Raw genomic sequence first — 22,020 nt, 5'->3', positions numbered from 1 at the left:
GGCCGGCTTTGTATACCTCTTTGCGCAAAAAAAGCAAAGAGGTTTTTTAATATAAAGAATTTGAGTCATCCTACAACGAAGGCTTCTATCAGGAGGAAATTGTCATGAGTAAGAAAAAAGTAAACTTAAGCGTTAGGGATGTACCAAAACCTTTTTCATGGCTGACTTTCAGCCTGCAGCACTTGTTTGCGATGTTCGGTTCCACTATACTTGTGCCGAAGCTTGTCGGAATGAGCCCGGCAGTCGCGCTGGTCACGAGCGGAATTGGAACGCTTGCATATCTGCTGATTACGAAGGGACAAATACCGGCTTATCTCGGTTCATCCTTCGCTTTTATTTCACCGATTATACTGGTGAAAGCAACGGGCGGGCCGGGCGCAGCAATGGTCGGCGCCTTCTTGGCGGGAATTGTGTACGGACTGATTGCCTTGATGATCCGACAGCTCGGAACCGGCTGGCTTATGAAGCTTCTCCCTCCTGTGGTCGTCGGACCTGTCATCATCGTCATTGGGCTTGGCCTTGCCGGCACGGCGGTAAACATGGCAATGTATGCTGATCCGAACGCAAGTGAACTTCAATACAGCTTAAAGCATTTCAGTGTAGCTGGCGTCACCTTGGGGATCACTATCATATGCGCCATCTACCTAAGGGGATTCCTTAGCCTGATTCCTGTGCTGATCGGAATTATCGGCGGATATTTGTTCGCGCTGACTCAAGGTATTGTCAACTTTCAGCCGGTCATTGATGCAAAATGGTTCGCAGTGCCGGAATTTATCATTCCTTTCAAGGACTATACGCCGTCTGTCACGCTCGGAATCATCGCGGCTATGGTGCCGGTGGCCTTTGTTACCATGTCTGAGCATATCGGGCATCAAATGGTGCTGAGCAAGGTTGTCGGACAAGACTTTATTAAAAAGCCGGGACTGCACCGCTCTATCATGGGCGACAGCGCGGCGACAATTATCGCCTCTATGATCGGCGGCCCGCCAACAACGACATACGGCGAAAACATCGGCGTCTTGGCGATTACCCGAGTATTCAGCGTCTTCGTTATCGGCGGCGCGGCAGTGATTGCGCTCTGCTTCGGTTTTATCGGAAAAATTTCCGCGCTGATCAGTTCGGTTCCCTCAGCTGTCATGGGAGGCGTGTCCTTCCTGCTGTTCGGCATCATTGCTTCAAGCGGTCTGAGAATGCTGATCGACAACAAAATTGATTATGAGAACAACCGAAATCTTATTATCACATCCGTCATTTTGGTTATAGGTGTAGGCGGAGCATTCATTCAAGTGTCTGAGGGAGGATTCCAGGTGTCAGGTATGGCGCTGGCGGCTATCGTCGGAGTCATCTTAAATCTTATCCTTCCGGACGCAAAAGAAGAACAGGCGGACACCGCCGACCAAAATCATTGATAAGAAAACCTTTTAATGAAAGTCCAGAGAGGCTTGGAAGGGTTATGAAGAGAAGAAAGCTGCACGCTCCTCCTCTATTTAACCGCACCCCGAGTCTGTCAACAGACCGGGGTTTTTTTACGGCCTTAAAGTTGAAACGAAAGGGGAAAGAAAATGAATCATTTAACGACAATGAGTGAATTAAGCCTTGCGGAGATTGAAAACCTGATTTATGAAGCCAAAGCGCTCAAAAATGGAAAAACAGACACCCACCTTGCAGGGAAATTCATTGCTAATTTGTTTTTTGAACCAAGTACAAGAACACGATTCAGCTTTGAGGTAGCGGAAAAGAAACTGGGCATGAACGTGCTGAACCTTGACGGAACGAGCACAAGCGTGCAAAAAGGCGAGACACTTTATGACACGATCAGAACGCTTGAATCCATCGGAGTAGACGCATGTGTGATCAGGCATAGCGAAGACGAGTATTATAAGGAGCTCATCGGCCGGGTGAATATACCAATTTTAAATGCGGGGGACGGCTGCGGTCAGCATCCAACCCAATCATTGCTTGATTTAATGACCATCAATGAAGAGTTCAATTGTTTTAAAGACTTGACTGTTTCCATCCACGGTGATATTAAGCACAGCAGAGTCGCAAGATCGAATGCGGAAGTATTAACAAGGCTCGGTGCGCGCGTTCTTTTCTCTGGTCCGGCTGAGTGGCAGGATGAACAAAATCCATTCGGCAAGTATGTTTCAACTGACGAAGCGATAAAGTCTTCAGATGTTGTCATGCTGCTCCGCATTCAAAATGAAAGACATCAGTCCGCTGTCAGTCAAGAAGACTATTTGAAAAGGTTCGGTTTGACGATGGAAAGGGCGGAAAACATGCAGCAACATGCGATCATCATGCATCCCGCACCCGTCAACAGGGGAGTGGAGATAGATCCTGAATTAGTAGAATCAAAAAAATCAAGAATCTTCAGGCAAATGGAAAATGGCGTGTTTATCAGAATGGCAGTTTTAAAAAGAGCGCTTGAAACAAATGTGAAAAGGGGAGAAGCAAATTATGTCATATCTCATTAAAAACGGCTGGGTAATAGGTGGAAATGGTGAAAAAATAGAACAGGATATTCGGGTAACGGGAGAAAAAATTTCAGAAATCGGAAAGCTGGAAGTAAAAGAAGGCGAAACAGTCATTGACGCAAACGGTTTATTCGTATCACCGGGACTGGTGGATCTTCACGTTCACTTCAGAGAGCCGGGCGGAGAGAAAAAAGAAACCATTAAAACAGGAGCAAAAGCAGCAGCGCGCGGCGGCTTTACAACAGTAGCGGCGATGCCGAATACACGTCCGGTCCCTGATACGAAGGAGCAAATGGAATGGGTGCAAAACCGCATTCAAGAGACGTCTTCTGTCAGAGTTCTTCCTTACGCTTCTATTACGATCAGACAAATCGGCGATGAAATGACAAATTTTGAAGAGTTGAAACAAGCCGGTGCATTTGCCTTTACAGATGACGGCGTCGGTATACAGACAGCAGGAATGATGTATGAAGCGATGAAACGTGCAGCTGCCATTGACAAAGCGATTGTCGCGCATTGCGAGGATAACTCCTTAATTTACGGAGGCAGCGTCCATGAAGGCTCCTTCTCGAAAGCAAACGGGCTAAACGGCATTCCTTCTGTGTGTGAATCGGTTCATATCGCCCGCGACATTCTTTTAGCAGAAGCGGCGAATTGCCACTATCATGTATGCCATATCAGTACGAAAGAATCCGTCCGAGTCGTTCGTGACGCGAAAAAAGCGGGCATTCGCGTAACGGCGGAGGTTACGCCTCACCACTTGCTGCTCTGTGATGAAGACATTCCCGGGCTGGACACAAACTATAAAATGAACCCGCCGCTGCGCGGTGCGGCAGATAGAGAAGCACTGATCGAAGGACTTTTAGACGGAACGATCGACTTTATAGCAACCGACCATGCGCCGCATACAGAAGAAGAGAAAAACACGGAAATGAAGCTTGCTCCATTCGGTATTGTCGGCTTGGAAACAGCGTTCCCGCTTCTTTATACACACTTTGTCAAAAACGGGCAATGGTCGCTGAAACAGCTTGTTGATTATATGACGATAAAGCCTTGCGAAGCATTTAAACTGCCATACGGAACACTTCAAGTCGGCCAAACTGCAGATATCACAGTATTTGATTTAGAAAGAGAAGCAAACATTGATAAAGAGACATTCCTGTCAAAAGGAAAAAATACACCATTCAACGGTATCAGCTGCTACGGTTGGCCAGTCGCAACGATCGCAGCCGGAAAGCTTGCTTATGAAGAAGGGAGACTTGTCAAATGATCAGAAGATTAGTACTTGAAAACGGAGCGGTGTTCGAAGGTAAAGCATTTGGGAGCTTAGAACAAAACATGGGGGAAGTCGTTTTTAACACAGGAATGACAGGCTATCAGGAAATCCTGTCAGACCCTTCTTACTGCGGGCAAATCGTCACATTAACCTATCCTCTCATCGGCAATTACGGCATCAATCGTGATGATTTTGAATCGATTACGCCGTTTGTAAAAGGATTAATTGTAAAAGAATTATGTGAACTGCCTTCAAACTGGCGGTCAGCTTACACACTTGATGAATATTTAAAAATGAAAAACATTCCGGGATTACAAGGAATTGATACGAGAAAGCTCACGCGAATGATTCGCACAGCAGGCGCTTTAAAAGGAACCTTTGCTTCAGTGGATGAGTCGGTTGAAGAGGTGAAAAAAAGACTGAAAGAAACTGAGCTTCCGAGAAATCAAGTAGCACAAGTATCCGCGAAAACGGCATATCCAAGTCCTGGGCGCGGCAAACGGATTGTTTTGGTGGATTTCGGAATGAAACACGGCATATTAAGAGAATTAAACAAACGAAAATGCGATGTTATCGTCGTGCCTTATAACATAACAGCAGAAGAAGTGCTTCAGCTGAAGCCGGACGGAATCATGCTTTCCAACGGACCGGGAGATCCGAAAGACGTCCCGGAAGCGATTGAAATGATTAAAGGCGTTCTCGGTAAAGTTCCGCTGTTCGGTATCTGCCTTGGCCACCAATTATTCGCATTGGCATGCGGAGCGGATACAGAAAAAATGAAATTCGGCCACAGAGGATCAAACCATCCGGTGAAAGAACTTGCAACCGGAAAAGTAGCCTTGACGGCGCAAAATCACGGCTATACGGTATCCTCCATTCTTCAGACAGAACTTGAAGTAACACACATCGCCATCAACGACGACACGATTGAAGGGTTAAAGCATAAGACGAAACCTGCATTTACGGTGCAATACCATCCGGAAGCTTCACCGGGACCGGAGGATGCGAATCATTTATTTGACAGATTTATCGACATGATCGAAACAACAGAGAAAGAAGGGGAAGCGGTATGCCAAAACGCGTAGACATTAATAAAATTTTAGTAATCGGATCAGGTCCGATCATCATCGGCCAAGCAGCAGAATTTGACTATGCGGGTACGCAGGCTTGTCTTGCTTTAAAAGAAGAAGGCTATGAGGTTATTCTTGTCAATTCAAATCCTGCCACCATCATGACGGACACGGAAATGGCTGACCGGGTTTACATTGAACCGCTTACACCTGAATTTCTGACGAGGATCATCAGAAAAGAACGCCCTGATGCCATTCTTCCTACTCTCGGAGGACAAACAGGATTAAACCTGGCTGTCGAACTATCTGAACAAGGTGTCTTGCAAGAGTGTGGCGTAGAAGTGCTCGGCACGAAACTTTCTGCGATCCAGCAGGCGGAGGACCGCGACTTGTTCAGAACGTTAATGAATGATCTGAATGAACCTGTTCCGGAAAGTGACATTATCCACTCGTTTAAAGAAGCAGAGGACTTTGTGAGCCGCATCGGCTTCCCGGTGATCGTGCGTCCGGCATATACATTAGGCGGCACAGGAGGAGGTATCTGCTCCAATGAAATCGAGCTGAAAGAAATTGTAGAAAACGGCTTGAAGTTAAGTCCTGTTCACCAATGCTTGCTTGAAAAAAGCATTGCCGGCTATAAAGAAATTGAATATGAAGTGATGAGAGACAGTCAGGATCACGCCATAGTCGTTTGTAATATGGAAAACATTGATCCGGTCGGGATCCATACCGGAGACAGTATAGTAGTCGCGCCAAGCCAAACACTCAGCGACCGCGAATATCAGCTTCTGCGAAACGTATCATTAAAACTGATTCGCGCGCTCGGTATTGAAGGCGGATGTAACGTGCAGCTTGCTTTAGATCCGGACAGCTTCCAATACTACATCATTGAAGTGAACCCGAGGGTCAGCCGTTCGTCAGCGCTGGCATCAAAAGCAACCGGCTATCCGATCGCAAAACTTGCAGCTAAAATCGCAGTCGGCCTTTCCTTGGATGAAATGATGAACCCGGTTACAGGAAAAACATATGCGGCATTCGAACCTGCTCTTGATTATGTCGTCTCTAAGATTCCGCGCTGGCCTTTTGACAAGTTTGAATCGGCAAACAGAAGACTCGGCACACAAATGAAGGCGACAGGAGAAGTGATGGCGATCGGCCGCACACTTGAGGAATCGTTACTGAAAGCCGTCCGATCACTTGAAGCTGATGTCCACCACCTTGAATTGAAGGATGCGGCAGATATTTCGAACGAGCTGCTGGAAAAACGGATTAAAAAGGCGGGAGATGAACGTTTATTCTATCTTGCCGAAGCATACAGAAGAGGCTACACAGTCGAACAGCTTCATGAATTCTCTGCCATCGACGTGTTTTATTTGCATAAACTCTTCGGTATTGTCGAGTTTGAAAAAGAGCTGAAAGCAAATGCCGGCAGCCTGGATGTATTAAAAACAGCAAAAGAGCTTGGTTTCTCCGACCAGTATATCAGCCGTGAATGGAATATGCCGGAAGCAGAGCTTTACAGCTTAAGAAAACAAGGCGCAATCACACCGGTTTTCAAAATGGTTGACACATGTGCGGCTGAGTTCGAATCTGAAACGCCTTACTTCTACAGCACATACGAGGAAGAGAATGAATCAGTCGTGACACCGAAGAAAAGTGTTGTTGTTCTCGGGTCTGGGCCGATTCGCATCGGACAAGGCGTGGAATTCGATTATGCGACCGTGCATTCTGTCTGGGCAATCAAGCAGGCGGGCTATGAAGCGATTATCGTGAATAATAATCCGGAAACCGTATCAACGGATTTCAGTATTTCGGATAAGCTTTATTTTGAGCCGCTGACTGCAGAAGATGTCATGCATATCATTGATCTCGAGCAGCCGCTGGGAGTTGTGGTGCAATTCGGCGGGCAAACAGCGATCAATCTTGCTGATGAGCTATCAAACCGCGGGGTGAAAATTCTCGGAACATCACTGGAAGACTTGGATCGTGCGGAAGACCGGGATAAATTCGAACAGGCGCTGGAAACATTGCAAGTGCCGCAGCCGCTAGGCAAAACAGCGACCTCAGTTGAACAAGCGGTGAAAATCGCAAGCGATATCGGTTATCCGGTTCTCGTCCGCCCTTCTTACGTGCTTGGCGGCCGGGCAATGGAAATTGTCTACCACGAAGAAGAGCTTCTTCATTACATGAAAAATGCAGTAAAAATCAATCCGCAGCACCCGGTATTAATAGATAGATATTTGACGGGCAAAGAAATTGAAGTGGATGCGGTATCTGACGGCGAAACGGTTGTGATTCCGGGAATCATGGAGCACATCGAGCGCGCAGGGGTCCATTCGGGCGATTCAATTGCTGTTTATCCTCCGCAATCTCTGGCGGAAGACATTAAGAAAAAAATCGAACAATATACCATCGCATTGGCTAAAGGACTCAATATTGTCGGGCTACTCAATATTCAATTCGTTCTTTCAAAAGGCGAAGTATATGTTCTCGAAGTCAATCCGAGATCAAGCAGAACTGTTCCGTTTTTGAGCAAAATCACCGGAATTCCGATGGCGAATCTTGCAACAAAAGTTATTCTCGGACAAAAACTGGATGAGTTTGGCTACAAACAGGGGCTTCAGCCGGAACAACAAGGCGTATATGTAAAAGTGCCGGTGTTCTCCTTCGCGAAGCTGAGAAGAGTCGACATTACACTCGGCCCTGAAATGAAGTCAACAGGTGAGGTCATGGGCAAAGATTCTACAGTGGAAAAGGCGCTGTACAAAGGTCTAATCGCCTCAGGCATTCAAATTCCTAACTATGGTTCCGTTCTCTTAACCGTAGCGGATAAAGACAAAGAAGAAGGGCTTGCCATCGCGAAGCGCTTCCACGCGATCGGCTACAACATTTTGGCGACGGAAGGAACGGCAGGTTATTTAAAAAATGCGTCCATCCCTTCGAAGGTTGTAGGGAAAATTGGTCAGGACGGGCCGAATCTTCTTGATGTCATAAGAAGCGGAGAAGCGCAATTTGTCATCAATACGCTCACAAAAGGAAAGCAGCCGGCAAGAGACGGATTCAGAATCAGACGTGAATCAGTGGAAAACGGCGTTGCCTGCCTAACATCTTTAGACACAGCAGAAGCCATCTTGCGAGTATTAGAAAGCATGACGTTCCGGGCGGATCATATGCCGGCGGTCAACACTAACCAGGAGGCGGCAATCTCGATATGAAAAAAGCGTATTTAACCGTTCGTTCCAATGAAGAAGTTGCAGACCGAATCTATCAAATGGTGCTGAAAGGGGATCTTGTCCAGACGTTTACAACGCCCGGGCAATTCCTGCACCTTAAAGTGAGCGAAGCGGTGACTCCGCTTTTAAGAAGACCTATCAGTATTGCTGATGTTGATACAGAGAGAAATGAAGTAACGATTATTTACCGAAAAGACGGAGAAGGGACGGGGCTTTTGTCTTTAAAGCAGCAAGAAGACCGTGTGGATGTCCTTGGCCCTTTAGGCAACGGATTTCCCGTTAACGAAATCGAAGCCGGAAAAACAGCTTTATTAGTAGGAGGAGGCGTCGGAGTCCCGCCTCTCCAAGAGCTGTCAAAACGCTTGAAACAAAAAGGCGTAAAGGTGGTTCACGTTTTGGGCTTCCAATCAGCTAAGGATGTATTTTATGAAGAGGAATGCCGGCGATACGGAGACACGTATATAGCGACAGCCGACGGGACTCATGGAACAAAAGGTTATGTGACCGATGTAATCAGGGAGCAAAATCTCGAATTTGACGTTCTTCTCAGCTGCGGTCCCACACCAATGCTGAAGGCATTAAAGCAAGAATACGCCCATAAAGAGGTTTATCTTTCAATGGAAGAACGGATGGGCTGCGGAATCGGGGCGTGCTTTGCCTGCGTGTGCCATACAAACGAGAGCGAGACATCATATGTGAAGGTCTGTCTTGACGGTCCGGTATTTAAAGCTCAGGAGGTGGCGCTGTAATGTTAAAGGTGGAATTGCCGGGGCTTCAATTGAAAAATCCCATCATACCGGCTTCAGGCTGTTTCGGTTTTGGTAAAGAATACGCCCGATTTTATGATTTATCTTGTCTCGGAGCGATTATGATCAAAGCAACGACAAAGGAGCCGCGTTTCGGAAATCCTACTCCTAGGGTTGCCGAAACAGGCGCTGGCATGCTCAATGCGATTGGTCTGCAAAACCCGGGTCTCGAAAGCGTTTTACACAACGAGCTGACCTGGCTTGAACAATTTGATACACCTATCATTGCAAATGTGGCCGGTTCTCAAGTTGAAGATTATGTTGAAGTGGCGGAGCAAATCAGCAAAGCCCCTAATGTAAATGCGCTTGAACTGAATATTTCCTGTCCGAACGTAAAAACCGGCGGAATCGCCTTTGGAACAAACCCGGCAATGGCCGCGGAATTGACAAAGGCGGTAAAAAAAGTTTCCCAAGTGCCTGTCTATGTGAAGCTTTCCCCAAATGTCGCCAACATCGCAGAAATTGCGGTTGCGATTGAAGAGGCTGGGGCTGACGGTCTTACTATGATTAACACTTTAATCGGTATGAGGCTCGATTTAAAAACAGGCCAGCCGATTTTAGCCAATAAAACGGGAGGGCTTTCAGGTCCTGCGGTAAAACCCGTAGCGATTCGGATGGTATATGAGGTCAGTCAGGCCGTCAATATTCCGATTATTGGAATGGGAGGCGTTCAGACAGCTGAAGACGCGTTTGAATTCCTTCTGGCAGGAGCCAGCGCTGTTGCTGTCGGAACGGCCAACTTTGTAAATCCTTTTGCATGTCCGGAAATCATCGGGCGGCTCCCTGATGTTTTACAGAAATACGGATATCAATCAGTGAAAGAATGTATTGGAAGGAGCTGGAGGAATGAACAAAAACCTGCCTATCATCGCGCTTGATTTCGCCACAGCAGAAGAAACATTGGCCTTTTTACAGCCCTTTCACAATGAACAGCTGTTTGTGAAGGTTGGAATGGAACTTTTTTATCAAGAAGGGCCGCGTATTATTAAGCTTCTGAAAGAACGCAATTGCGAGCTGTTCTTAGATTTAAAGCTCCATGACATTCCGACTACTGTAAATAAAGCAATGAAACGGCTGGCCGGTCTTGGGGTAGACCTCGTCAATGTTCATGCGGCCGGCGGCAAAAAGATGATGGAAGCCGCAGTTGAGGGATTGGAAGAAGGGACGGCATCAGGCAAAAAACGCCCGTCACTTATCGCGGTTACCCAGCTGACAAGTACATCAGAACACATGCTGAAAGAAGAACTTTTGATTAAAAATCCTCTTTTAGAAACAGTTGTGCATTACAGCAAGCAGGCCGAAGAGAGCGGATTGGACGGCGTGGTATGTTCGGTTCACGAAGCAGGAGCGATTTATGAACAAGTAGCGCCGTCATTTCTCACTGTGACACCGGGCATTCGGTTGTCTGAAGATGCCGCAAATGACCAAGTCCGCGTGGCGACGCCCGCCGTTGCAAGAGAAAAAGGATCGTCCGCCATTGTGGTCGGGCGGTCTATTACAAAAGCGGACAACCCGGTAAAAGCTTATGAAACAATCAGACTCGAATGGGAGGGTATCAGTCAATGAAACAAGTCATCGCCAAACATCTGTTAGATATTGAAGCTGTATTTTTACGCCCGAATGAGCCTTTTACATGGGCAAGCGGCATTTTATCTCCTATTTATTGTGACAACCGTCTCACTCTGTCATTTCCTGAGGTGAGAAATGATGTGGCCCAAGGCCTTACTCAGCTTGTCCGGCAGCAGTTTCCTGAGGCTGAGATGATCGCGGGGACAGCAACTGCCGGCATTCCCCATGCCGCCTTGGCCGCTGATCGCCTGAAGCTGCCAATGTGTTATGTGAGAAGCAAGCCGAAAGCCCACGGCAAAGGAAACCAAATTGAAGGAGCCGTAGAAAAAGGCCAAAAAACGGTAGTTATTGAGGACTTAATTTCTACAGGAGGCAGCGTGCTTGAAGCAGCAGCTGCTTTACAGGCAGCGGGATGTGACGTGCTTGGAGTGGTATCTATTTTTACATATGGTCTTCCTAAAGCAAGTGAAGCCTTTGAAAAAGCAAAGATACAGTACTATTCACTGACAGACTATGACACGCTGACAGAAGTAGCCCTTCAAAATGAAAAAATTTACTCAGCAGATTTAAAAAAGCTGCAAACATGGAAATTGAATCCCGAGTCAACAGATTGGATTAAGCAATAAAAAAACATATCATTTGAAAAAAACATGAGTAAATTGCAGGTAAAACAGGCCCTTTGGCCTGTTTTTTATTTTTATTAATCCTATAAAAAAACTCGGGTTGACATTTGTTAGAATTGTGCTAAAATTTAATACAAATCCTAGAAAACTTATCAAGAGCGGCTGAGGGACTGGACCTATGAAGCCCGGCAACCTGCATAAGATGTAAGGTGCTACTTCCAGCAAAATGTATTCCATTTTGGAAGATAAGGGCGCCATGCAGTTCCTTTCTTTCTTTCCGCTGGATTGAAAGTTTTTTATTTTAAGAGAGGCAAGGAGGGGCTGCCAAGTGGGGATTGGCAACAGCCGGAAATAATATCTTTCTAGAAAAGGTGTTATAAAACAAACCATACTTACTCTTTATTCTGATGTTTAAAATCACTATTGGTAAAGACAACCGGCAGAAAATGACTGTTTGTTTGTCTCCGAAAGGAGGAAGAAAAATGTTTACGTATGAAACTTGGGAAGAGCCGACTATTACATTTCAAGAAGATGATTCTTATAAAGGTGCGCTGTCAGTATTAAAATGGGCGTACGGCCATTACGGCGATCAGCTTGTTTACGCATGCAGCTTCGGTATTGAAGGAATCGTCCTTATTGACTTAATTTATAAAGTGAAAAAAGATGCGGAAATCGTATTTCTTGATACAGGCCTGCATTTCAAAGAAACGTACGAAACGATTGAGCGTGTCAAAGAACGTTATCCGGGCCTGAATATCATTTTGAAAAAACCGGATCTGACTGTAGAAGAGCAAGCGGAGGCCCACGGAGATAAGCTGTGGGAACGAGAGCCCAACAAGTGCTGCCATATCAGAAAAGTTGTTCCGTTAAGAGAAGCGCTGTCAGGTCATCCGGCATGGCTGTCTGGATTGCGCCGGGATCAAGGACCAAGCCGCGCCAATACAAACTTCTTAAATAAAGATGAAAAATTCAAATCAATTAAAGTATGCCCGCTTATCCATTGGACATGGAAAGACATTTGGAGATATACCTCCAAGAATGAATTAGACTACAACCCATTGCATGATCAAGGATATCCGAGCATAGGCTGTGAGCCTTGCACCTCACCGGCGTTTACTGCGGAAGACCTGCGTGCCGGCAGATGGAACGGTTCGGCGAAAACGGAATGCGGATTGCATGAGTAAGGAGCTGCGCAATGGAACTAGCCGCTATTTTATTTAGCTTGTTTTTCGCAATCAATATCGGAGCAAGCGGCGCTGCGGCTTCAATGGGAGTTGCTTACGGATCAGGAGCTGTCAGAAAGAAACTGTACGCTTTGCTCATATGTGCGGCCGGGGTGTTATCGGGTGCCGTCATCGGCGGCGGCGAGGTAGTGAAAACAATCAGCTCTGGCATTATACCGGAACAATCGATTACATTGACAATCGTTTGTATTATTATCGGCGCTGCGGCATTATCGCTCTTTACGGCTAATATACTGGGGATTCCTTTATCAACAAGTGAAGTAACGGTCGGAGCAGTTGTCGGTGTAGGAGTGGCATATAAAGTATTGTTTCTGAACAATTTACTCATGATCGTTGTATTTTGGATTCTCGTTCCGTTTGTCGCATTTTGTTTCACATTTTTCGTTTCAAAGCTGTTTCAATTCTTTAAGATTGAAGTGAAATCTTCCAGAAAGCAAAAAACACTTGGAATTATCCTGTTGTTTGCCGGATTTTTCGAAGCCTTTTCGGCAGGAATGAACAACGTCGCCAACGCTGTAGGCCCGTTGGTTGCCGCAGGTGTTTTAGATGTAACAAAAGGTACCTTGTACGGGGGAATATTTGTAGCGCTTGGAGCACTGTTATTAGGCGGGCGTGTATTAGAAACCAACGGTAAGAAAATAACGAAATTTTCAAAAGGGGAAGGCATTCTGCTATCCGGAACAGGAGCCGGACTGGTCATTATCAGCTCTGTATTCGGTCTGCCGGTGCCGCTCGCACAAGTCACGTCTTCGTCTATTATCGGAATTGGAATGGCGAAAAACGGGCCCAATGTATTTCATAAACAAGTGGTAAGAACCATGCTGAAAGTCTGGGTTGTCTCGCCGTTTTTATCATTATCCATATCATATCTGCTTGTATCCCTGTTTCTGAAAGGGGATTATTATTCAGTCTTTATGATGGCCAGCGTGCTTTTAGCAGCCGGCGGCGCAGTCAGTCTGATGAAAGCCATCCGTAAAGAGAGCCGCTCGGTTCATGAGCAGGGCGGAGGAATTTAATTATTAATCTGAGTTTATTTATCTGTTAACTAGGAGGAAATATAAATTATGAGTTTAGCACCGCACGGAGGAACATTAGTTAATCGCGTAAATGAGACGTATAATGTGAAAGAGATTCAGAAAGAAATAGAGCTTGATTTAATTTCATTTGCTGATTTGGAACTGATTGGGATAGGCGGATACAGTCCGATTGAAGGCTTCTTTACTGAAAAAGACTACGTGTCAGTTGTTGAAAACATGCGTTTGTCATCTGGTGTTGTCTGGACTCTTCCAATTACACTGCCGGTTGATTCGCAAAAAGCGGCAGAACTTGAAATCGGTGAAACTGTAAAGTTAACGTATGAAGGAGAAACATACGGCATCGTACAGATTGAAGACTTGTACGTGCCTGATAAACAAAAAGAAGCTGTGAATGTTTATAAAACAAATGATCCTGAGCATCCGGGTGTGAAAAAACTTTTCAGCCGCGGCGATACGTATGTCGGTGGGCCGATTACGCTGATTAAGAAAGCTTCAAAGCAATTCCCTGAGTTCACGTTTGAACCGCAGGAGACGAGACGCCAGTTCGCTGAAAACGGCTGGAAAACGATTGTTGGATTCCAAACAAGGAACCCTGTTCACAGAGCGCATGAATATATTCAAAAGACAGCGCTGGAAACAGTAGACGGTTTGTTTTTGAACCCGCTTGTCGGAGAGACAAAATCAGACGACATTCCGGCTGATGTGCGTATGGAAAGCTATCAGGTGCTGCTCGAAAACTATTATCCGAAAGATCGAGTGTTCCTTGGCGTATTTTTAGCTGCGATGCGTTATGCAGGTCCAAGAGAAGCCATCTTCCACGCACTCGTAAGAAAAAATTATGGCTGCACCCATTTCATCGTCGGCCGCGACCACGCCGGCGTCGGCGACTACTACGGAACTTACGAGGCTCAAGAGCTTTTCGAACAGTTCACACCGGAAGAACTCGGCATTACGCCAATGAAGTTCGAACACAGCTTTTTCTGCGAAAAATGCGGAAACATGGCGACTGCAAAAACATGCCCGCACGGCAGGGAACATCATGTCATTTTATCCGGCACAAAAGTGAGGGAAATGCTGAGAGACGGTATCATGCCGCCTGCAGAATTCAGCCGGTCTCACGTTGTTGAAGTATTGATCAAAGGATTAAAGAAAAAAGAAGAAGCAGGCGTGTCCTAAGGAGGAGCAACATTGACGAATCGTGATATCGTATGGCATGAAGCCTCAATTACAAAAGAAGAATATCAGCAAAAAAATAAACATCAAAGCTCTATTCTCTGGCTGACAGGGCTGAGCGGTTCTGGCAAATCAACAATCGCTAATGCAGCAGCCCGAGAACTGTTTGAACAGGGCTATCAAGTGGTTGTGCTCGACGGGGATAATATCCGCCATGGCTTAAACAATGACCTGGGCTTTTCTGACGAAGACCGAAAAGAAAATATCCGCAGAATCGGAGAAGTTGCAAAGCTTTTCGTTCAGCAGGGCACCATTGTGATTACAGCTTTTATCTCGCCGTTCCGTGAAGACCGCAAGCAGGTTCGCCAGCTGGTTGATGAGGGCGAATTTCATGAAATCTACATTAAATGCGACCTTGATATTTGTGAACAAAGAGATCCGAAAGGCCTCTATAAAAAAGCGCGAAACGGTGAGATTCCATTTTTTACAGGCATTGATTCACCGTACGAGGAGCCGAAAGCGCCGGAGCTCGTTCTGGATTCAGGACAAAATGAGCGCGAAGAGTGCAAAAATCAGCTGATCGAATTTGTGAAAAAGAACCTGAACTAAAAGGGTAGGACAGAATCAATTTTATTTGTGAGATGTCAAGTTCACAAACAGGAAAGACAATTTCATCTTTGCCAGCTTTATGGAGCTCGGGCTGCTGCGAATGAAATTGAATGAAGACGATCTGACTGAAATCTGTCTGGCTGAAAAGAATAACAAACGGAACGATATATGTTCTGGAAGATTTCGAACTGATCGGGGGGAGTTGCTGATGGGGAAAGTATATATCGTTGGAGCAGGTCCCGGAGACCCTGATTTACTGACGATCAAAGCACTGAAAGCTATTCAAAAAGCTGATGTGATCTTATACGACAGATTAGTAAACAAAGATATTTTACAATATGCTAAAGAACAAGCCGACCTGATCTACTGCGGAAAGCTTCCGGATCTTCATACCATGAAGCAGGAAACCATCAATCGTTTTCTGGTGAAGTATGCTAAAAAGGGAAAAACCGTCGTAAGGCTGAAAGGCGGAGACCCTTTTGTGTTCGGCAGAGGGGGAGAAGAAGCGGAAAGCCTTGCCGAACACGGGATTCCTTTTGAGATTGTGCCGGGCATTACCTCAGGCATCGCAGCACCGGCTTACGCCGGCATTCCCGTCACTCACAGGGATGCAAGCTCAAACGTGGCATTTGTGACAGGGCACTATCAAAAAGAAGAAAACTTTGAGGAAAAATGGAAAGCGCTGGCGACAGGTATTGATACCCTTGTGATCTATATGGGAATCAAAAATGTCAGGCAGATTGAAAGGCTTCTTCTAGAAAACGGGCGTGACGGTGCGACACCGGCAGCCTTTATCCATTGGGGCACAACGGATAAACAAAAATCTGTCATCTGTACATTGGATACTCTTTCAGAAACAGTGATAAATAAAGACATCAAGAATCCGAGTTTAATTGTCGTTGGTGATGTTGTGAATTTTCATTATAAGCTTGAATGGTTTGAATCAGATGTAAAAAAACAAGATTTGAGCGAGGCGCTGTAATATGAAACAAGCAGTATTATACGTTGGTCATGGAAGCCGGCTGAAACAGGCGCAAAAAGAAGCGGCAGCATTTTTAAAAGGATGCAAGGCGCATGTCTCCGCGCCAATTCAGGAAATCAGTTTTTTAGAATTGCAGGAGCCGTCAATTAATACGGGCTTTGAAACATGTATAAAGCAAGGCGCCACTCACATAGCGGTGGTGCCTCTGCTTCTTTTAACGGCAGCTCATGCAAAAAAAGATATTCCCGAAGAAATTGCGCGCGCTGCCGCACGTTATCCTGCAGTCAACATCACATACGGAAAGCCGATCGGGGTAGACGATGAAGTGGTTAAAGCAGTGTGCAATCGTTTAGAAGAAACAGGCGCTCCTTATGAAAACGCACGAGTCGTGCTGATTGGCAGAGGGAGTTCAGATCCCGCCGTGAAAAAAGATGTCACAGAAATCGCCGAGCGCCTTCAACGGATGGCGCCTGTCAAAGAAGTAATGCCCTGTTTTTTAACCGCGTGCAAACCGAATTATCGGGACGTTTTTTCACAACTGAAACAAGGTGACGGCACTCCGGTCTTTGTTGTGCCGTACTTGCTGTTCACCGGTATGCTGATGAGTGAGATTGAGAAAGAAGTGAAAAAGCTTCGAGACGTTAATCCGCATATCTATCTCGCCGCATATCTCGGTTTTCATCCTCATGTAAAAACCGCCTTTTTACATCGTGTGAATGAAACCATAGAAAATCAAAACGGTCAGTTTTATTTTGACAGAGGTTTATATGCTGCCGCTTCACATTAGCCTGCGTGACAGGAAGGTCGTAATAGCGGGCGGCGGAAAGATTGCCCTGCGCAGGGTGAAAACGGTGCTTACCGAAGGGGCGAATATCACCCTGATAAGTCCGCGCGCGCTGCCTGAAATCAAGGTGATGGCAGAGGAACATCAGATCCGTTGGATACCGCGGAAAATTGACCAAGAAGACCTCCGCGAGGCATTTCTGATTATTGCCGCTACAGATGACGCAGGCGTCAATGAGCAGATCGCAAAGAACGCCTCTCCTTCTCAGCTTGTCAATTGTGTGAGTGCCGCAGAGCTTGGCAACGTGTATATGCCGAAAATCGTCCAAAAAGGGCATATTAAGGTTTCAGTTTCCACAAATGGAGCCAGCCCGAAGCACACAAAGCTGCTTGCAGAAAAAATTGATCAGCTGGTTGACGAGGAATGTATTCTTGAGGTTGAGAGACTATATAAAAAAAGAAGAAATACATAAAGAACTGCCGCATACACGGCAGTTCTTTGTCCTTGATCAAATTACGAAGCAGCAGAGCGAAAGAATGCTATGCTGTCAGTCCTTACATCTACAAAACATCAGCTTTTTTTCAGCTGGATCACGACATCAGCATCTGGTGTTACAAACACGGTATGCTGGCTGTCATAAGTGACAAAACCAGGCTTTGCGCCGTTTGGCTTTTTCACATGTCTGATCTTTGTATAATCCACCGGAACAGAGCCGGATTCTTTTGCTTTAGAAAAATAGGCTGCGATCGTAGCTGCTTCAAGGATGGACTGCTCATCCGGATCACTGTTTCGGATCACTACGTGAGAACCAGGGATATCTTTGGTATGCAGCCAAATATCGTCTCTTGCAGCGGCTTTTGTTGTTAAATACTCATTTTGTTTATTGTTTTTCCCAACCAAAATAGTAAGTCCTGTTGAGGATTCATATGTTTCTAGAACAGGCGTGTGCTGCTTTTGTTTTTTCTGTCCTCTTTGCTGCTTAGGCCGCAAATATTTTCCTTCCACAAGCTCTTCCCGTATTTCACTTATGTCTCTTGGAGAGGCGGAGGACAGCTGCTGAATGAGCTGATCAAAGTATTCAATCTCTTTTTCTGCAAGGCTGATCTGTTCTTTTACGACAGCAACTGAGTTCTTCGCCTTTTGATACTTTGTAAAGTAGGCTTGCGCGTTTTCGGAAGGCGTTTTGTTCGGATTCAGAGGAATGGTGATGAGCGGGCTTTCCTCTTCATAATAATTTGTGACTTCGGCCTCTTTATCGCCTTTTTTCAGCCTGAACAAATTGGCTGTCAGCAGTTCTCCATAGAGCTGATATTCTTTTGCGTTCTCGGAATGCTGAAGTGTTCTTTCCAGTTTCTTGATTTTATTTGCGTTCTTTTTCCGTTCGTTCGCCACAAAACGTTCAAGATCCTGAGCCTGCTGTTTCACCCGGTCACGCTCTGCTTTTCCAAAATAAAAACGGTCTAACAGTTCACTGAGCGAATCGAAACGGCGTCCGTCCCCTTTCAGGTGGGTCAGCTTAAGAAGATAGAAATATTCCTTCCCGTTTGCCGTTGTAAGTTCTGGTGCGAACTTACATTCTTTCATTGTGCCAAAGAGATCCAAAAGCGCTTTGGGCAATGTGACTTTGTTAGCGAGTCCGGCCCTGAAAACAGCTTCTTTTGCAAAAAGCGGGGAGACACCGGAAAACGTATCAACGATCTGTTTGTCAAGCTTGCCTTCTTGAAAGCTGAGATGCCGCAGAATATCATCCTCAGTTGCCTCCAAAGGAGACATCTTATTTTGCGCGGGCGGCACTTTATAATCATAACCCGGCAGCACAGTCCGGTAGCTGTTAACAGACGGTGATAAATGTTTAAGCCCGTCTATAATAGTATTTTCAAGCCCGTCCGTAAGAATAATATTGCTGTGGCGGCCCATAATTTCAACATAAAGCTTACGGAAGGTTTCGTCCCCGATTTCATTCCGGCTTTTAATATGGAATATCATAATTCTGTCCATGCCTGATTGTTCAATGCTTTCAATAAAGCCTCCCTCGATGTGCTTTCTCAGCAACATACAAAACATAGGCGGCTCGCTCGGATTTTCATACGTCTGATTTGTCAGGTGCACCCGTGAATAGCTTGGGTGGGCTGATAATAATAATTTTTGGTTTTTTCCGTTGGCCCGGATATGAAAAATTACATCATGTTTAAAAGGCTGATGGATTTTTGTAATCCGTCCCCCTGTAATCCGTTCATTTAATTCGTGTGTCATTCCGTATGTAAACATGCCATCAAACGACATATGCAAAACACCCTCTTCTTATTAAATCCTGCATTCGATAATTATAGCATGAAATGGGACGAGTCAGAATAAGCTTGCTTATAGAGTGATATCTCTAAAGAAAGCAGGGGAGTGGACGAGTCGAATGAAGTTTCATGAAATGGAACAAACCGATTTGGTAGAAGCAACAAACACGTCCATGAAACAGGGTTTAACAGAGAAAGAGGTGAAAAAGCGCCTCGAAACGCACGGGCCAAACGAGCTGCAAGAAGGCAAAAAAACATCAGCGCTTGTTTTGTTTTTCTCACAGTTTAAGGATTTTATGGTGCTTGTGCTGCTTGCGGCGACTCTCATTTCCGGTTTTCTGGGCGAATATGTAGACGCAATCGCTATTATTGCGATTGTATTTGTCAATGGTATACTTGGGTTTTTTCAAGAAAGGCGCGCTGAACAATCGCTGCAAGCTTTAAAAGAGTTATCGACACCGCATGTCATGGCGCTCAGGGAGGGGAGCTGGGCGAAAATCCCTTCAAAAGAGCTTGTGCCCGGTGATATTGTAAAATTTGCAAGCGGCGACCGAATTGGCGCAGATGTCCGGATTGTCGAGGCGAAGAGCCTTGAAATTGAAGAGTCCGCATTAACCGGAGAATCCCTGCCGGTTGTCAAACATGCGGATAAGTTAAAAAAGCCCGATGTCTCGCTTGGTGATATTACAAATATGGCCTTTATGGGGACGATCGTCACGCGAGGAAGCGGTGTCGGCATTGTTGTAGGCACAGGAATGAAGACGGCTATGGGAAAAATCGCTGACATGCTTGAATCAGCGGGAACTTTTTCTACACCGCTGCAAAGAAGGCTGGAGCAGCTGGGGAAAATCTTAATCGTCGTTGCTTTGCTGCTGACCGTTCTTGTCGTAGCTGTCGGCGTCATTCAAGGACATGACCTGTACAGTATGTTTTTAGCGGGTGTATCATTGGCAGTAGCCGCCATTCCGGAGGGGCTGCCGGCAATCGTCACAGTGGCTTTGTCACTCGGCGTACAGCGGATGATTAAACAAAAATCGATTGTCAGAAAACTGCCTGCCGTTGAAACGCTCGGGTGCGCGTCTATTATCTGTTCAGACAAAACGGGCACCATGACCCAGAATAAAATGACAGTCACACACGTTTGGTCAGGCGGGAAGACATGGAATGTATCAGGAGTCGGTTACGAGCCGAAAGGGGCTTTTACACTTAACGGAAAAGAAACAAGCGCAGACCATCATAAACCGCTTCAGCAGATGCTATTATATGGCGCGCTGTGTAACACATCGATTATTGAGAAAAAAGACGGCGAATATATTCTTGACGGCGATCCGACAGAAGGGGCTCTACTGACGGCAGCAAGAAAAGCTGGATTTTCTAATGACTTTGTACAATCTCATTACCGGGTGATAGAAGAGTTTCCGTTCGATTCCGACCGCAAGATGATGACTGTCATCGTGGAGGACAGGGACAAAAAACAATTCGTGATCACCAAAGGCGCACCAGATGTACTGATGCAGCGTTCCGCCAACATTTTTTACGAGGGATCGGCTGAACTTTTTACTAAAGGGAGAAAGTCAGAAGCGGATGCCGTATTGAAAGATTTGGCTTCGCAAGCGCTCAGAACGATCGCTGTTGCCTTTAAACCGCTGAAAGCCGGGGAAAAACCGACGATGGAGCAGGCTGAAAAAGACCTGACCTTGCTTGGGCTTTCCGGCATCATTGATCCGCCGCGGCCGGAAGTCAGACAGGCAATTAAAGAATGCCGGGAAGCGGGAATTAAAACGGTCATGATAACGGGTGATCATGTTGAAACCGCCAAAGCAATCGCGAAAGATTTGCGCCTGCTTCCGAAACGCGGAAAAATCATGGACGGCCAAATGCTCAATGAGCTTTCAGCCGAAGAGCTTGCAGGTGTTGTCGATGACGTGTATGTATTTGCCCGTGTATCTCCTGAACATAAGTTGAAAATTGTAAAAGCGTATCAGGAAAACGGCCACATCGTCGCCATGACAGGTGACGGAGTAAATGACGCCCCTGCCATCAAACAGGCTGACATCGGCGTGGCCATGGGTATTACAGGAACAGATGTAGCGAAAGAAGCCTCATCGCTCGTTCTCGTCGATGATAATTTCGCAACCATCAAATCAGCGATTAAAGAAGGCCGGAATATCTATGAAAATATTAGAAAGTTTGTCCGGTACCTGCTGGCATCAAATGTCGGAGAAATTTTAGTCATGCTCTTTGCCATGCTCTTGGCACTGCCGCTGCCGCTGGTCCCGATTCAAATTTTGTGGGTGAACCTGGTGACGGACGGACTGCCAGCCATGGCGCTCGGGATGGACCAGCCGGAAGGCGACGTGATGAAACGGAAGCCGCGGCAGCCGAAAGAAGGGGTTTTTGCCAGGAAGCTTGGATGGAAGGTTATATCAAGAGGGTTCTTAATAGGTATCGCAACACTGCTGGCTTTCATTATCGTGTATCACCGCAATCCTGAAAATTTAGCATATGCCCAGACGGTTGCGTTTGCGACATTGGTGCTTGCCCAGCTGATTCATGTTTTTGACTGCAGAAGCGAAACGTCCATTTTTGATAGAAATCCGTTTGAAAATCTATATTTAATAGGAGCGGTTCTGTCATCCATTTTGCTCATGGTTATCGTCATCTACTATCCTGCGCTCCAGCCGATTTTCCACACCGTTCCGATAAAACCTGGAGACTGGCTTTTGGTGATCGGTATGTCGGCCATTCCTACTTTTTTGCTGGCCGGGTCACTTTTGACAAGAAAAAAATAAATTCGTATGATATAATCTTAGGGGTAATAGCATGTCTATTGCCTTTTTATTTTGAGA

The 22,020-nt window shown here is 46.0% G+C and carries 18 protein-coding genes and 1 riboswitch; of the genes, 17 read left to right on the top strand and 1 reads right to left on the bottom strand.

Going from position 1 to position 22,020, the window contains the following annotated elements; translation table 11 throughout:
* Positions 1-104: 104 nt before the first annotated feature.
* The 16 genes from pyrP (at position 105) to GXP75_RS01550 (ending at position 17,355) form a co-directional block, all read left to right on the top strand.
* Positions 105-1,409 carry a uracil permease PyrP gene (pyrP, locus tag GXP75_RS01625; RefSeq protein ID WP_242556008.1) on the top strand — a complete coding sequence of 435 codons (1,305 nt, stop codon included), beginning with the start codon at positions 105-107 and terminating at the stop codon, positions 1,407-1,409.
* 153 nt (positions 1,410-1,562) lie between these two features.
* Positions 1,563-2,477: an aspartate carbamoyltransferase catalytic subunit gene (locus GXP75_RS01620; RefSeq protein ID WP_242556007.1), complete on the top strand. Its 915-nt coding sequence runs from the start codon at positions 1,563-1,565 to the stop codon at positions 2,475-2,477.
* The gene (locus GXP75_RS01615) at positions 2,461-3,747 is read left to right on the top strand and encodes a dihydroorotase (protein WP_242556006.1); all 1,287 of its coding nucleotides are present in this window, start codon (positions 2,461-2,463) and stop codon (positions 3,745-3,747) included. The genes GXP75_RS01620 and GXP75_RS01615 overlap by 17 nt, the downstream gene beginning before the upstream one ends.
* Positions 3,744-4,838: a carbamoyl phosphate synthase small subunit gene (locus GXP75_RS01610; protein ID WP_242556005.1), complete on the top strand. Its 1,095-nt coding sequence runs from the start codon at positions 3,744-3,746 to the stop codon at positions 4,836-4,838. The genes GXP75_RS01615 and GXP75_RS01610 overlap by 4 nt, the downstream gene beginning before the upstream one ends.
* Entirely contained in the window at positions 4,823-8,038 is a 3,216-nt protein-coding gene (gene carB, locus GXP75_RS01605) for a carbamoyl-phosphate synthase (glutamine-hydrolyzing) large subunit (RefSeq protein WP_214914682.1), read from the top strand. The genes GXP75_RS01610 and carB overlap by 16 nt, the downstream gene beginning before the upstream one ends.
* Positions 8,035-8,805 carry a dihydroorotate dehydrogenase electron transfer subunit gene (locus GXP75_RS01600; RefSeq protein WP_214914680.1) on the top strand — a complete coding sequence of 257 codons (771 nt, stop codon included), beginning with the start codon at positions 8,035-8,037 and terminating at the stop codon, positions 8,803-8,805. The genes carB and GXP75_RS01600 overlap by 4 nt, the downstream gene beginning before the upstream one ends.
* Complete coding sequence (locus tag GXP75_RS01595; RefSeq protein ID WP_242556004.1) at positions 8,805-9,740, top strand: dihydroorotate dehydrogenase; 936 nt, start codon at positions 8,805-8,807, stop codon at positions 9,738-9,740. The genes GXP75_RS01600 and GXP75_RS01595 overlap by 1 nt, the downstream gene beginning before the upstream one ends.
* Positions 9,709-10,428, top strand: a complete 720-nt coding sequence (gene pyrF, locus GXP75_RS01590; RefSeq protein ID WP_242556003.1) for an orotidine-5'-phosphate decarboxylase — start codon at positions 9,709-9,711, stop codon at positions 10,426-10,428. The genes GXP75_RS01595 and pyrF overlap by 32 nt, the downstream gene beginning before the upstream one ends.
* Entirely contained in the window at positions 10,425-11,057 is a 633-nt protein-coding gene (gene pyrE / locus GXP75_RS01585) for an orotate phosphoribosyltransferase (RefSeq protein ID WP_313897112.1), read from the top strand. Before pyrF ends, pyrE begins: the two co-directional genes overlap by 4 nt.
* A gap of 143 nt (positions 11,058-11,200) precedes the next feature.
* A riboswitch (SAM riboswitch) is annotated at positions 11,201-11,306 on the top strand.
* 230 nt (positions 11,307-11,536) lie between these two features.
* Positions 11,537-12,238 (top strand): phosphoadenylyl-sulfate reductase, encoded by a 702-nt coding sequence (locus tag GXP75_RS01580; protein WP_010788561.1) that lies wholly within the window; start codon positions 11,537-11,539, stop codon positions 12,236-12,238.
* An 11-nt stretch (positions 12,239-12,249) separates the two neighbouring features.
* Positions 12,250-13,314, top strand: coding sequence for a sulfate permease (locus GXP75_RS01575; protein ID WP_010788562.1), 1,065 nt, complete (start codon positions 12,250-12,252; stop codon positions 13,312-13,314).
* A 48-nt stretch (positions 13,315-13,362) separates the two neighbouring features.
* Positions 13,363-14,511 (top strand): sulfate adenylyltransferase, encoded by a 1,149-nt coding sequence (gene sat, locus GXP75_RS01570; protein WP_242556001.1) that lies wholly within the window; start codon positions 13,363-13,365, stop codon positions 14,509-14,511.
* Between the two features lie 12 nt (positions 14,512-14,523).
* Positions 14,524-15,117, top strand: coding sequence for an adenylyl-sulfate kinase (gene cysC, locus GXP75_RS01565; RefSeq protein WP_061571523.1), 594 nt, complete (start codon positions 14,524-14,526; stop codon positions 15,115-15,117).
* Positions 15,118-15,325: 208 nt separating this feature from the next.
* Complete coding sequence (gene cobA, locus GXP75_RS01560) at positions 15,326-16,099, top strand: uroporphyrinogen-III C-methyltransferase (protein WP_003329008.1); 774 nt, start codon at positions 15,326-15,328, stop codon at positions 16,097-16,099.
* 1 nt (position 16,100) lies between these two features.
* On the top strand, positions 16,101-16,886 hold the full coding sequence (locus GXP75_RS01555; RefSeq protein WP_242556000.1) for a sirohydrochlorin chelatase: 786 nt from the start codon (positions 16,101-16,103) through the stop codon (positions 16,884-16,886).
* Positions 16,867-17,355 (top strand): precorrin-2 dehydrogenase/sirohydrochlorin ferrochelatase family protein, encoded by a 489-nt coding sequence (locus GXP75_RS01550; RefSeq protein WP_242556273.1) that lies wholly within the window; start codon positions 16,867-16,869, stop codon positions 17,353-17,355. Before GXP75_RS01555 ends, GXP75_RS01550 begins: the two co-directional genes overlap by 20 nt.
* Positions 17,356-17,453: 98 nt before the next feature.
* On the opposite strand, the gene GXP75_RS01545 is transcribed toward GXP75_RS01550, so the two are convergent.
* Complete coding sequence (locus tag GXP75_RS01545) at positions 17,454-19,166, bottom strand: Rqc2 family fibronectin-binding protein (protein ID WP_214914656.1); 1,713 nt, start codon at positions 19,164-19,166, stop codon at positions 17,454-17,456.
* A 124-nt stretch (positions 19,167-19,290) separates the two neighbouring features.
* On the opposite strand from GXP75_RS01545, the gene GXP75_RS01540 reads away from it, so the two are divergent.
* Complete coding sequence (locus tag GXP75_RS01540; protein WP_061571527.1) at positions 19,291-21,963, top strand: calcium-translocating P-type ATPase, SERCA-type; 2,673 nt, start codon at positions 19,291-19,293, stop codon at positions 21,961-21,963.
* Positions 21,964-22,020 lie beyond the last annotated feature (57 nt).

This window comes from Bacillus sp. HU-1818 (assembly GCF_022695965.1).
GTDB classification, from domain to species: domain Bacteria; phylum Bacillota; class Bacilli; order Bacillales; family Bacillaceae; genus Bacillus; species Bacillus atrophaeus.
This window is presented reverse-complemented; position numbering and strand designations above follow the sequence as displayed.